The 10,802-nt window shown below is 70.0% G+C and carries 13 protein-coding genes and 1 pseudogene; 7 read left to right on the top strand and 7 right to left on the bottom strand.

Annotated elements, in window-relative coordinates; all coding sequences use genetic code 11:
* Positions 1-45: 45 nt before the first annotated feature.
* Positions 46-1,377 carry a UDP-glucose dehydrogenase family protein gene (locus tag ACS5Q7_RS09570; protein WP_478339096.1) on the bottom strand — a complete coding sequence of 444 codons (1,332 nt, stop codon included), beginning with the start codon at positions 1,375-1,377 and terminating at the stop codon, positions 46-48.
* 267 nt (positions 1,378-1,644) lie between these two features.
* Between ACS5Q7_RS09570 and argB the strand changes: the two genes are divergently transcribed.
* The 3 genes from argB (at position 1,645) to ACS5Q7_RS09555 (ending at position 3,750) form a co-directional block, all read left to right on the top strand.
* A complete protein-coding gene (gene argB / locus ACS5Q7_RS09565) occupies positions 1,645-2,538 on the top strand; it encodes an acetylglutamate kinase (RefSeq protein WP_478339095.1) in 894 nt (297 codons plus the stop codon).
* 70 nt (positions 2,539-2,608) lie between these two features.
* Positions 2,609-3,343: a pyrimidine 5'-nucleotidase gene (locus tag ACS5Q7_RS09560; protein WP_478339094.1), complete on the top strand. Its 735-nt coding sequence runs from the start codon at positions 2,609-2,611 to the stop codon at positions 3,341-3,343.
* On the top strand, positions 3,340-3,750 hold the full coding sequence (locus ACS5Q7_RS09555) for a metallopeptidase family protein (RefSeq protein ID WP_478339093.1): 411 nt from the start codon (positions 3,340-3,342) through the stop codon (positions 3,748-3,750). The genes ACS5Q7_RS09560 and ACS5Q7_RS09555 overlap by 4 nt, the downstream gene beginning before the upstream one ends.
* A gap of 20 nt (positions 3,751-3,770) precedes the next feature.
* Here the strand turns inward: ACS5Q7_RS09555 and ACS5Q7_RS09550 are convergent, their stop codons facing one another.
* Positions 3,771-5,108, bottom strand: coding sequence for an aminotransferase-like domain-containing protein (locus ACS5Q7_RS09550; protein WP_478339092.1), 1,338 nt, complete (start codon positions 5,106-5,108; stop codon positions 3,771-3,773).
* A 104-nt stretch (positions 5,109-5,212) separates the two neighbouring features.
* Here ACS5Q7_RS09550 and ACS5Q7_RS09545 point away from each other — a divergent pair, with 104 nt between their 5' ends.
* Together ACS5Q7_RS09545 and rplS are read left to right on the top strand one after the other, a co-directional pair.
* A complete protein-coding gene (locus ACS5Q7_RS09545; protein ID WP_478339091.1) occupies positions 5,213-5,413 on the top strand; it encodes a DUF1127 domain-containing protein in 201 nt (66 codons plus the stop codon).
* Between the two features lie 131 nt (positions 5,414-5,544).
* A complete protein-coding gene (gene rplS / locus ACS5Q7_RS09540; RefSeq protein ID WP_478339090.1) occupies positions 5,545-5,952 on the top strand; it encodes a 50S ribosomal protein L19 in 408 nt (135 codons plus the stop codon).
* A gap of 82 nt (positions 5,953-6,034) precedes the next feature.
* Here the strand turns inward: rplS and ACS5Q7_RS09535 are convergent, their stop codons facing one another.
* From ACS5Q7_RS09535 to ACS5Q7_RS09515, 5 genes and pseudogenes are all read right to left on the bottom strand, one after another.
* Positions 6,035-6,430 (bottom strand): LysE family translocator, encoded by a 396-nt coding sequence (locus tag ACS5Q7_RS09535; RefSeq protein WP_478339089.1) that lies wholly within the window; start codon positions 6,428-6,430, stop codon positions 6,035-6,037.
* Positions 6,431-6,495: 65 nt separating this feature from the next.
* Positions 6,496-6,639, bottom strand: a pseudogene (locus ACS5Q7_RS09530) (LysE family translocator); the annotation flags it as partial.
* Positions 6,640-6,696: 57 nt separating this feature from the next.
* Positions 6,697-7,893, bottom strand: a complete 1,197-nt coding sequence (locus tag ACS5Q7_RS09525; RefSeq protein WP_478339088.1) for a lytic murein transglycosylase — start codon at positions 7,891-7,893, stop codon at positions 6,697-6,699.
* 105 nt (positions 7,894-7,998) lie between these two features.
* A complete protein-coding gene (gene leuD / locus ACS5Q7_RS09520) occupies positions 7,999-8,601 on the bottom strand; it encodes a 3-isopropylmalate dehydratase small subunit (RefSeq protein WP_478339087.1) in 603 nt (200 codons plus the stop codon).
* Between the two features lie 70 nt (positions 8,602-8,671).
* Positions 8,672-9,409 (bottom strand): HisA/HisF-related TIM barrel protein, encoded by a 738-nt coding sequence (locus ACS5Q7_RS09515; protein WP_478339086.1) that lies wholly within the window; start codon positions 9,407-9,409, stop codon positions 8,672-8,674.
* Between the two features lie 6 nt (positions 9,410-9,415).
* Here ACS5Q7_RS09515 and ACS5Q7_RS09510 point away from each other — a divergent pair, with 6 nt between their 5' ends.
* Together ACS5Q7_RS09510 and ACS5Q7_RS09505 are read left to right on the top strand one after the other, a co-directional pair.
* On the top strand, positions 9,416-10,462 hold the full coding sequence (locus tag ACS5Q7_RS09510; RefSeq protein ID WP_478339085.1) for a hydantoinase/oxoprolinase family protein: 1,047 nt from the start codon (positions 9,416-9,418) through the stop codon (positions 10,460-10,462).
* Positions 10,459-10,659 carry a hypothetical protein gene (locus tag ACS5Q7_RS09505; protein WP_243955969.1) on the top strand — a complete coding sequence of 67 codons (201 nt, stop codon included), beginning with the start codon at positions 10,459-10,461 and terminating at the stop codon, positions 10,657-10,659. Before ACS5Q7_RS09510 ends, ACS5Q7_RS09505 begins: the two co-directional genes overlap by 4 nt.
* Positions 10,660-10,802 lie beyond the last annotated feature (143 nt).

The raw sequence follows: 10,802 nt of genomic DNA, 5'->3' as shown, positions 1-10,802 counted from the left end.
CGGCCCGCCGATAGTATTTACCCGACTTTCGGATGTTCGACCGGCTCAGACAGCCGATGCCGGCGGGTTGCCGACGCCACGCCCGACGCCCTGATAGGCAAATCCATGTTGCGCTGCGGTAACGGGGTCGTAGATGTTGCGCAGATCGACCAGGACGGGCGTGCGCATCACCGCGCGAAGACGGTTCAGATCCAGGGCGCGGAAGGCATTCCATTCGGTGACGATGACGACGGCATCGGCATCTTCTGCACAGGAATAGGCATCCTCCGCGAAGGTCACGGCCGGAAGGAGCGGCCGGGCCTGCTCGATTCCCTCGGGATCGTAGGCGCGGACCTTGGCGCCGACATCCTGCAGGCCGGCGGCGATGGAGAGGGAGGGCGCCTCGCGCATGTCGTCCGTGTCCGGCTTGAAGGTGAGGCCGAGGAGGGCGATCGTCTTGCCGCGCACCGAGCCGCCGCAGGCGCGGATCACCTTGCGCGCCATGGCACGCTTGCGCTGGTCGTTCACCGCGACCACCGTCTCCACGATCCGCAGGGGCATCCCGTGGTCCTGCGCCGTCTTGGCCAGCGCCAGCGTGTCCTTCGGGAAGCACGAGCCGCCGTAGCCCGGCCCGGCATGGAGGAACTTCGTGCCGATTCGGCCATCAAGGCCGATGCCGCGCGCCACCTGCTGCACGTCGGCCCCCACCGCCTCGCACAGGTCGGCCATCTCGTTGATGAAGGTGATCTTGACGGCCAGGAACGCGTTGGCGGCGTATTTCGTCAATTCGGCCGTGCGACGTCCGGTCACGAGGATCGGCGAGGCGTTGAGGTAGAGCGGGCGATAGACCTCCCGCATCACGGCCTCGGCGCGGGGATCCTCGGTACCCACGACGATCCGGTCGGGACGCTTGAAGTCGCCGATGGCGGCGCCCTCACGCAGGAATTCGGGGTTCGACACCACGGCGAAATCGGCCTGCGGCGCGGTCTCGCGGATGATGCGCTCGACCTCGTCGCCCGTGCCCACCGGCACCGTCGACTTGGTGACGACCACCGTGTAGCCCGAGAGCGCCCCGGCGATCTCGCGGGCCGCGTCGTGGACGAAGGACAGGTCGGCGAAGCCATCGCCCCGGCGCGAGGGCGTGCCCACCGCGATGAACACCGCATCGGCCCCCGCCACCGCCTCGCGCAGCTCGGTGCGGAAGGCGAGCCGGCCCTGGCGGACATTGTCGAGAACCAGGGATTCCAGCCCCGGCTCGTAGATCGGCATCCGGCCGGCTTCGAGGGCGGCGATCTTGTCCGGGTCGCGGTCGATGCAGACGACGTCGTGGCCGAAATCCGCGAGACAGGCGCCGGACACCAGCCCGACATAACCCGCCCCGATCATCGCGATACGCATGCCCATCTCCCGGCAGCCGGCCGAGCGGCTTGCCGCGATGCAGCATGATCCGCGCACGGCATCGGCGCAACCGGACCGCTGGCGTGCGGTCCGATCTGTAGCCGCGCAGCAACACCGCGAAATCACGACGGTTTTTTGACGCCCGACGAATGCGCGGGTCGTCGATGTCGCGGGCTTCAACGGCCCGGACAAGTCCTGTAGAAGCACCTCGCCCTGAGACCCGAGCCCCCCGCCGACCTGCGGCGGGAAAGCTGGCAAAGGACCGCGATGACCGAACTGCCGAACGTGCACGTGCGCGCCGAGATCCTCGCCCAGGCGCTGCCGCACATGCAGCGCTACGATCAAGAGATCGTGCTGATCAAGTACGGCGGCCACGCGATGGGCGACCCCGAGGCGGCCCAGACCTTCGCGCAGGACGTCGTGCTGCTGGAGCAGTCGGGCCTGAAGCCCCTCGTGGTCCATGGCGGCGGCCCGCAGATCGGCAAGATGCTCGACCGGCTCGGCATCCAGTCCGAGTTCCGGGGCGGCCTGCGCGTCACCGACGCCGCCACCGTCGAGGTGGTGGAAATGGTGCTGGCCGGCTCCATCAATAAGCAACTCGTCGGCTGGATCTCGGGCCAGGGCGGCCGGGCCATCGGCCTGTGCGGCAAGGACGGCAACATGGTGCGCGCCAAGCGCGCCCTGAAGACGATGCGCGACCCCGAGAGCAACGAGGAGCAGGTGCTCGACCTCGGCCTCGTCGGCGAGCCGGACCATGTCGAGCGCGGCGTGCTCGACGCGGTGCTGAAGGCGGAACTGATCCCGGTGCTGGCCCCGGTGGCCTACGGCGCCGACGGGCAGACCTACAACGTCAACGCCGACACTTTCGCAGGCGCCATCGCCGGGGCGCTGCGGGCCAAGCGCCTTCTCCTCCTCACCGACGTGCCGGGCGTGCTCGACAAGAACAAGAAGCTCATCCCGGAACTCACGGTCGAGGATTGCCGCCGCCTCATCGCGGACGGCACCATCACCGGCGGCATGATCCCGAAGATCGAGACCTGCATGTACGCCCTCGACCGGGGCGTGGAGGCGGTGGTCATCCTCGATGGCAAGGTGAACCACGCCGTCCTGCTGGAGCTGTTCACGAATTACGGCGCGGGCACGCTGATTCGCCGGGGCTAGCAACCTCGGCCGTCGGCGCGCATTGTCATCGCCCGGCCTCGGGCCGCTCCTCTATCCTGCGACGGATTCCTTGTATCAGCCGACGCAAGACCACTTCACCGCCCCGGGCGCCCGCGGATTCGGCGATGTCGACACCTGGGTGTTCGATCTCGACAACACGCTCTACCCGAGCGACGCGCTCGTCTGGCCGCAGGTGGACGAGCGCATCACCCTCTACGTGATGCGCCTCTACGGGCTCGATGCCATCTCGGCGCGCGCCCTGCAGAAGCACTTCTATCATCGCTACGGGACGACCCTGAAGGCGCTGATGATCGAGGATGACGTGGATCCGCACGACTTCCTCGACTTCGCCCACGACATCGACCACTCGACCATCAAGCTCGACGCCCCGCTTGGCGCGGCCATCGAGAAGCTGCCCGGCCGAAAGCTCATCCTCACCAACGGCTCACGGCGCCACGCGGAGAACGTCGCCGCCAAGCTCGGCATCCTCGATCATTTCGAGGACGTGTTCGACATCGCGGCGGCCAATTTCGTGCCCAAGCCCGAGCGCGTCACCTATGAGCGCTTCCTGAAGGCGCACGGCGTCGAGCCGAAGCGGGCGGCCCTGTTCGAGGACATCGCCCGCAACCTCGCCGTCCCGCACGACCTCGGCATGGCGACGGTGCTCGTGGTGCCCCGGATCATCGACCCCTATCGCGAGGCCTTCGAGCAGGAGGCAGTGCGCGAGCCGCATATCGACCACATCACCGACGACCTCGCGGGCTTTCTCGTCACCTGCGTTCAACCGGCGGTCGGCGCGGCATGAACGGCCTCGCGGGCCTGCGCGCGCCGGACATCGCGGCCATCGAGGCTCTGGCCCACGATGCCTTCGCTGCCCTTCCAGCGGCCTTCCGCGCCCGTTGCGAGGGCGTGGCGATCCATGTCGAGGACTTTCCCGACGAGCAGACCCTCGACGAGATGGAGTGCGAGAGCGAGTTCGACCTGCTCGGCCTGTTCAGGGGGATCGGCCTCGCCCAGTCCGGCGATGTCGAGACCGGCCGGATGCCGAACGCGGTGTGGCTCTACCGCCGGCCGATCCTCGATTACTGGGCCGAGCACGACGAGACGCTGGGCGACCTCGTCACCCATGTGCTCGTCCACGAGATCGGCCACCATTTCGGCCTCTCCGACGACGACATGGAGCGCATCGAGGCGTCGGCCGGCGAGGTCTGACCGGCGCGGGTCCGATCACCCTACTCGATGATCTGCTCGTCGCCCGCCAAGGCGAGGGTGCGAAGCTGCCCGAGCGCCCTGGCGAGGTCGTCGCGGCCCGGCGAGGCGAGGGCGATCCGAACCGCGTTCTGCGCGTGGCCCGGCGTCACCGCGAAGGCCGAGGCGGAAATGATCGCCATGCCGCGCCGGAAGGCGGCGTTCGTGTAGGCCTCCGCGCGCCACTGGTCGGGCAGCCGAAACCACAGGTGATAGGCGCGGGGATCCCCGACGATCTCGAGATCCGCCAGCACCCGTCGCGCGATGGCCTGCCGCTCTGCCGCGTCCTTGCGCTTGATGGCGGCGAGACGTTCGGCGTCGCCGCTGCTCATCCAGTGGACGCCCGCCGCGAGGGAGAAGCCGGTCGCCGACCAGCCCCCCTGACGCAGGGACGCGCCGAGCCGCTCGCCCAATCCCGGCGGGGCCACGAGCATTCCGATCGTCAGCCCCGGCGCCACCCGCTTCGACAGGCTGTCGATCAGGATCACGTTCTCCGGCGCCAGAGCCGCCAGTGGCTTCGTATCCGCGAGGAAGCCATAGACGGCGTCCTCGATGGCGACGATGCCGGTTCTCCGCAGGACGGCGGCGAGATCCGCCCGGCGCTGCGCGCCCATCGTCGTGCCGAGGGGGTTCTGCAAGCTCGGCTGAAGGTAGAGGCCGCTCAACGGCGTGACACGGTGCGTCTGTGCGACGGCGTCCGGGCAGAGGCCTTCGTCATCCATGGCGAGGGGGATGAGGGCGATCCCGAGGCGCGATGCGATCCCCTTCACCACCGGGTAGGTGAGCGGCTCGCAGCCGATCCGCTCGCCCGGTGAGGCGAGGGCCGCCAGGGCGGCGGCGATGCCCTGCCGGCCATTGCCCGCGAAGCGGATGTCGGCCGGCGCCGGCGCGTAGCCCTCCGCCGCGAGGAACGACGCCGCCACCGCCCGCGCATGCGGCGTACCGGTCGGGCCATGCTGCTGAAGCGCCGCCTCGACCGCGCCGCTGCGTCCGAGCTTGGCCAGCGTCTCGGCGAGAACCGCCTCCTGCTCGGGCAGGTACGTCATGGTTCGCTGCAGGTCGACCGCGCTGGGCGGCGGCTCGGGGGGGACCGCCCGCGACGTGCCGAGGTCCGAGCGGACATAAGTCCCGCGCCCGACCTCTCCGATCACCAGTCCCCGGCGCGCCAGCTCGGCATAGACGCGGCTCGCGGTCGAGACCGCGATTCCCCGGGCGTAGGCGAACTCCCGCTGGGGAGGCAGCCGGTCGCCCGGCCGGAGCCGGCCCGCCGCCATGTCGGCGGCGACCTCATCGGCAACGCCCCGGAAGTCCGTCGACGGCATAATTGCTCCGAGCACAATGTTCCGATTGATCCGATGCAATTAGCGGGGCACATCGGAGCACGCAATCCCGGCCGGACTGCTTCCTCACCACCGGATCAGTCATCATGTCCGCGCACTTCGTGATCTCCGCCCGCCCGGTCTCCCTGACGCCGCCGAAGGACGGCATCGCATGGCCGAGCCTCTGGCTGCGCCGCCTCCGGCACCGGCGCGCCCTCGCCAGCCTCGACCCGGATCAGATCCGGGAGGCGGGTCTCGATCCGTTCGTCATCCGCGACGAGATCCTGAAGCCGCTCTGGCGACCGTAACGCGTCGAACACCAGACGGTCGACAAGCGACGCGCGCTGGTGTAGGAGCCCGGCCAACTCACAACAGGATCGCCGAAATCCTGGTGCTCGCCACCCTCGGGGCGGTTGGGCGCAACGGCTGGAGCATTGTCATGAACATCATCGAGCAGCTGGAGCGCGAGGAAGTCGCGCGCCTCGCCAAGACCATTCCCGATTTCGAGCCGGGCGACACGGTCATCGTCAACGTGCGCGTCAAGGAAGGCGAGCGGACCCGCGTCCAGGCCTACGAGGGCGTGTGCATCGCCCGGTCCGGCGGTGGCCTCAACGAGAGCTTCACCGTCCGCAAGATTTCCTACGGCGAGGGCGTCGAGCGCGTCTTCCCGGTGCATTCCCCGATGATCGATTCGATCAAGGTGGTTCGTCGCGGCAAGGTGCGTCGCGCCAAGCTGTACTACCTGCGCGACCGTCGCGGGAAGTCGGCCCGTATCGTCGAGCGCGTCGACCGGACCGCCAAGCCCGCCAAGGGCTCGGCCACCACGGCTCCCGCCGCCGCCGAGTGATCCTCCGGCCCTTCGGCCGCGCCATCCGAGCCCGCCCGGCTTCGCCGCGGCGGGCTTTTTCATACCCGCGCCGGATCGGCTGTCAGGGATGCCGCGCCAGGGCGAGACCGATGCCGGCGCCGAGGAAGAAGCCCGCGCCGAGGCGGTTGCGTCGCCGCTCGGGCATGGCCGCGATGGCCCTCAGCCGCCCCGCCGCGAGGGCCCAAACCGAATCGAGCATCAGGGACAGGGCGACGAACGTCGCGGCCAGCAGCACGAGCTGCCCGAAGGCATCGGGGCCGGGCTCGACGAATTGCGGCAGGAAGGATCCGAAGAACAGGAGCGTCTTCGGGTTCGTGAGCGAGACGAAGAACCCCTTGGCCACGCTGCGTCCCGTCCCGGCCGGCTGCGCCGCCGTGGGCTTCGGCCGTGCGTTCCAGGCATGGACCGCCAGCAGGACGAGATAGGCGACGCCGATCCAGCGCAGCACCGCGACCACGCCGCCGACATCTCCAGCAGGATGCCGGCGCCAAGGACGACGACCGTCAATTGCAGAACCATGGCGAGGGCGGCGCCGAGCACGGTCGCAAGCCCCGCGCGCAGGCCCTGGCTGAGGCTCGTCGCGAGGATGAGCGCCACGTTGGGGCCGGGCAGGAGGATCAGCCCGACCGAGGCGCCAACGAAGGTGAGGTAGACGGAGAGCGACATCGGAACCCGGCGAATCGGTCCGCCAACCCTAGCCCATCGCCGTCGCGGCTCGAAGGCTCAGCGCCGCAGGGCTTCGAGCACCTTGCCTCCGGGGCGGCCGGTGGCCGGCATCCCGAGCTTGCGCTCGATGTCCTTGATGGCGTCGCGGGTCTTCTGGCCGACCTTCCCATCCGGCTCGCCGACATCGTAGCCCATGCTGGTGAGACGCACCTGCAGGTCGCGCCGCTCGGCCCGCGACAGGGGCGGGTCGTCGGTCGGCCATGCCACCTGCACCCCCGGCCGCCCGCGCAGGCGGTCGGACAGGACGGCGATGGCGAGGCCGTAGGACTCGGCCGCGTTGTAGGAATAGATCGCGTCGAAGTTCCGCGTCACGAGGAAGGCCGGGCCGTCCGCGCCGGCCGGGGCGATGATGCCCGCCGCGCCCTCACCCGACAGGGGACGCCCGTCGACGCGGGTGACGCCGAGCGACGCCCAGTGCGAGATCGGCTTCTTGTTCTTGCGGCCGGCGGCGGCGACGTTGAAGCCGGAGGGCAGGCGCACCTCGTAACCCCAGGCCTGGCCGTTCTGCCACTTGGCGACGTGCAGGAAGTTGGCCGTGGAGGCGACGGCATCCGCCACCGAATCGACCACGTCGCGGCGCCCGTCGCCATCGCCGTCGACCGCGAGGCGCTGGTAGGTGGTGGGCATGAACTGGGTCTGGCCGAAGGCGCCGGCCCAGGAACCGGTGAGCCGCTCCGGCGCGATGTCGCCCCGGTCGATGATCTTCAGGGTGGCCATCAGCTCGCCCCGGAAGAAGTCCCGGCGGCGGTTGCCCGAGCAGGCGAGGGTGGCGAGCGACTGCACCAGCGGCATCTTGCCGAGGTTCTTGCCGAAATTCGATTCCACTCCCCACACGGCGGCGATGGTGTAGCGGTCGACACCGTAGCGGGCCTCGGCCCGGGCGAGTGCATCGGCGTGCTGTCGCATGGCGGCGCGTCCGTCCTCGACACGCTCGTCGTCCACGAGGGCGGCCATGTAGTCCCAGATCGGCGTCTTGAACTCGGGCTGCGCCTGCGAGAGCTCGATCACCTTGTCGTCGTAGGCGATGCCGGCGGTGGCGGCCTCGAAGGCGCGGCCGGAAATGCCGGCGGCGGCGGCCTGCGAGCGCAAACCCGCGAGACACCCGTCGAAATCCGCGCGGGCCGGCATCGCCGAGAAGCCGGCGAGCAGGCTCAACGCCACGGCGAGCCCCTGTGCGTTGGTCGGCTTCGGCATGGCGGGAGTCCTCATGTCGGCGGGCGCAATCTGGGCGCGGATTCAGGCGACATGTGGGTTAACGAAGGGTGACGAAACGCCCGTCACCCCCTGTCACCCGAGGCCTCAGGCCCACTCGCGCTCGGCCAGCTTCCGCTCGTAGGCATCGATGGCAGCGCCGCGCTCCAGGGTGGTGCCGATCTCGTCGAGCCCGTTCAGGAGGTTGTGCTTGCGGCCGGGTTCGATGTCGAAATGCAGGGTGCCGCCATCGGGGCCACGGATCGTCTGGCTTTCGAGGTCGACGGTCAGCGTGGCGTTGGCGCCGCGCTCGGCATCCTCGAACAGCTTTTCCAGGTCCTCCGGCGCGACGCGGATCGCCAGGATGCCGTTCTTCGCGCAGTTGTTGAAGAAGATGTCGGCGAAGCTCGTGGAGATCACGCAGCGGATCCCGAAATCGGCCAGCGCCCAGGGGGCGTGCTCGCGCGAGGATCCGCAGCCGAAATTGTCGCCGACCACGAGGATCTTGGACTGGCGGTAGGCCGGCTGGTTCAGGATGAAATCCGGGTTCTCGGATCCGTCCTCGCGGTAGCGCATCTCCGCGAACAGGCTCTTGCCGAGGCCGGTGCGCTTGATCGTCTTCAGATACTTGGCCGGGATGATCCGGTCGGTATCGACGTTGATCGTCCGCATGGGCGCCGCGACGCCCTCCAGGGTCGTGAACTTGTCCATCGTCTCTTTTGAAGTCGGCCGGGTTTCTGGAATCGCTCCGGTGTAGCAGTCTCCTGGCCGGGCCGGAAGTTCAAGCGAGCCCCGCCGCGTGCTCCCGCCGAAGGGTACCGTCGTGGAGGGCCGAGGCGACGAGGGCCCCCGCGATCCCCGCCGCCGCCAGGGCGCGCAGATCCTCAGGCCCCCGCACCCCGCCTGCCGCGTAGACGCGGCGACCGGGCGCCCGTATACGGATGGCCTCGAGCGCGGGGAGATCGGGACCGGCCCCCGCGCCGACGCGCGCCAGCGTCATGGCGATGACGTCGGCGGGCCAGAGGTCGGCGTCCTCGTGCAGGCTGTCGGGGCCCATCCGCTCGCCGCCGCGCGTGTCGAGGGACAGCACCGCCCGGTCGCCGAGGGCCGTCACGAGGGCGGCGTCCTCCTGGCTCTCGGTGCCGATCACCGGCCGCCCGAGGCCTTCGGCCAGGAACGCCTCCACCGCGTCGGCCCGCGCGAAGCCCGCATCGACCCAGAGCCCGATGCCGGGGCAGGCGGTCGCGATGGCGCGCAAGGCCGCGCGGTCGGGCGCCGTGCCGTCGATGATCGCATCGAGATCGGCCACGTAGAGGCACCGCGCCGGCCATGCCCGCAGCAGGCCGGACGCCACAGCGGCGGGGTCGGATCCCTTTGCCAAGGGCGTCTCGATCGGGGCATAGGTGGCGCGCTCGCCCCGGCGCGCCCGGACCACGCGCCCCCCGCGCAGGTCCAGCACCGGAATCACCGCGAAGCCGGAAGCCCCGGCCGCGTCCCCCACTCTGTCGAAGCTCGTCATCCGCGCATGTCGATTGCCAGCACCATCGTCGGGTGGGACCTCGGCGGGGTCCACGTCAAGGCCTCGCTGATTCGCGGCGGGCGGGTCGAGGCCGCCGTGCAGGCGCCTTGTCCGCTCTGGCAAGGGATCACGGCCCTCGACGCGACCCTGGCGACGCTGCCCGACTGGACGCGGCAGGAAGCGCACCACGCCGTCACCATGACGGGCGAACTCACCGATTGCTTCGCCGACCGCACGGCGGGCGTGGCGGCCCTGTCCGGCTGGGCTGCGGAGCGGTTGTCCGGCCCGGTGCGGATCTTCGCCGGCCGCGCGGGCTTCGTCGCGCCGGAGGAGGCGGCCGCCGCGTCCTTCGAGATCGCCTCGGCCAATTGGTACGCCACCGCCGCGCTGGTCGGACGCCTCGTGCCAGACGCGCTCCTCGTGGATATCGGCTCCACCACCGCCGACCTCATCCCCGTCATCGGCGGGCGCCCGGCCGCCACCGGCTACAGCGACGCCGAACGGCTCGAGACCGGCGAACTCGTCTATACCGGCGTGGTGCGCACGCCCCTCATCGGCCTGACCGATCACGCCCCCTTCAAAGGTCGTCGCACCCGGCTGATGACCGAGACCTTCGCCCACGCGGCGGATGTCTACCGCATCCTCGGCGATCTTCCGCCGGAGGCCGACCAGCAGGGTACGGGGGACCGCAAGGGCAAGTCGGTGGCGGAGAGCGAGACGCGCCTCGCCCGCATCGTCGGCCGCGACCGGGGGGAGGGCGATGCCCATGCCTGGGCGTCCCTCGCCGGCCATTTCGCCGAGGCGCAGTTGCGCCTCCTGCACGATGCGGCGGCCTCCCTGCTGTCGCGGCCGGATATGCCGGCGGACGCTCCCCTGGTGACCTGCGGCGCGGGCGCCTTCGTGGGCGACCGGCTGGCGGCTCGGCTCGGGCGCTCGCGCCGGGGCCTCGCCGAACTCCTCGCCCCGATGGCAGGGGAGGCGGCCTCGATCTGGATTTCGACCTGTGGCCCGGCCGTGGCGGTCGGCCTTATCGCGGAGGACCCGACTCGATGAGCGCCATCAAGATACTCGCGCGGATGCTGGCGGTCCGCGTCGGGCCGCATATCGAGCTGGCCGTCGAGGCAGAGACCGGTGAAGTGCTGAAAGTGCTCGCCACCGAGGATCAGATCGACCGGCTGATCGACGAGCTGGAGGATCTCCTCAACTCGCCCGCCGCGCCGGGGGACGACGAGCCGCCGGAAGCGGCCTGAGCCATTCCGCCGCCCTGGCCGACATCACCATCCCAACGTTCCCCCGCTCCGTCATTGCGAACGGAGCGAAGCAATCCAGGGCAGCGCCACCTTCGGAAACGGCCCGCTTCCCTGGATTGCTTCACTGCGTTCGCAATGACGGC

The organism is Methylobacterium sp. Gmos3 (genome assembly GCF_056430985.1).
Note: the sequence above shows the minus strand (reverse complement) of the source record. Positions and strands in the feature narration are given on the sequence as shown.

Bases quoted from the DNA above. Each gene is read 5' to 3' on its own strand.
- ACS5Q7_RS09550 (WP_478339092.1), bottom strand. From the start codon at position 5,108: ATGCCGTCGACGGACTTCCGGGGCGTTGCCGATGAGGTCGCCGCCGAC.
- ACS5Q7_RS09570 (WP_478339096.1), bottom strand. From the start codon at position 1,377: ATGCGTATCGCGATGATCGGGGCGGGTTATGTCGGGCTGGTGTCCGGC.
- ACS5Q7_RS09545 (WP_478339091.1), top strand. From the start codon at position 5,213: ATGTCCGCGCACTTCGTGATCTCCGCCCGCCCGGTCTCCCTGACGCCG.
- ACS5Q7_RS09505 (WP_243955969.1), top strand. From the start codon at position 10,459: ATGAGCGCCATCAAGATACTCGCGCGGATGCTGGCGGTCCGCGTCGGG.
- ACS5Q7_RS09510 (WP_478339085.1), top strand. From the start codon at position 9,416: ATGTCGATTGCCAGCACCATCGTCGGGTGGGACCTCGGCGGGGTCCAC.
- rplS (WP_478339090.1), top strand. From the start codon at position 5,545: ATGAACATCATCGAGCAGCTGGAGCGCGAGGAAGTCGCGCGCCTCGCC.
- ACS5Q7_RS09555 (WP_478339093.1), top strand. From the start codon at position 3,340: ATGAACGGCCTCGCGGGCCTGCGCGCGCCGGACATCGCGGCCATCGAG.
- ACS5Q7_RS09515 (WP_478339086.1), bottom strand. From the start codon at position 9,409: ATGACGAGCTTCGACAGAGTGGGGGACGCGGCCGGGGCTTCCGGCTTC.
- ACS5Q7_RS09525 (WP_478339088.1), bottom strand. From the start codon at position 7,893: ATGCCGAAGCCGACCAACGCACAGGGGCTCGCCGTGGCGTTGAGCCTG.
- leuD (WP_478339087.1), bottom strand. From the start codon at position 8,601: ATGGACAAGTTCACGACCCTGGAGGGCGTCGCGGCGCCCATGCGGACG.
- argB (WP_478339095.1), top strand. From the start codon at position 1,645: ATGACCGAACTGCCGAACGTGCACGTGCGCGCCGAGATCCTCGCCCAG.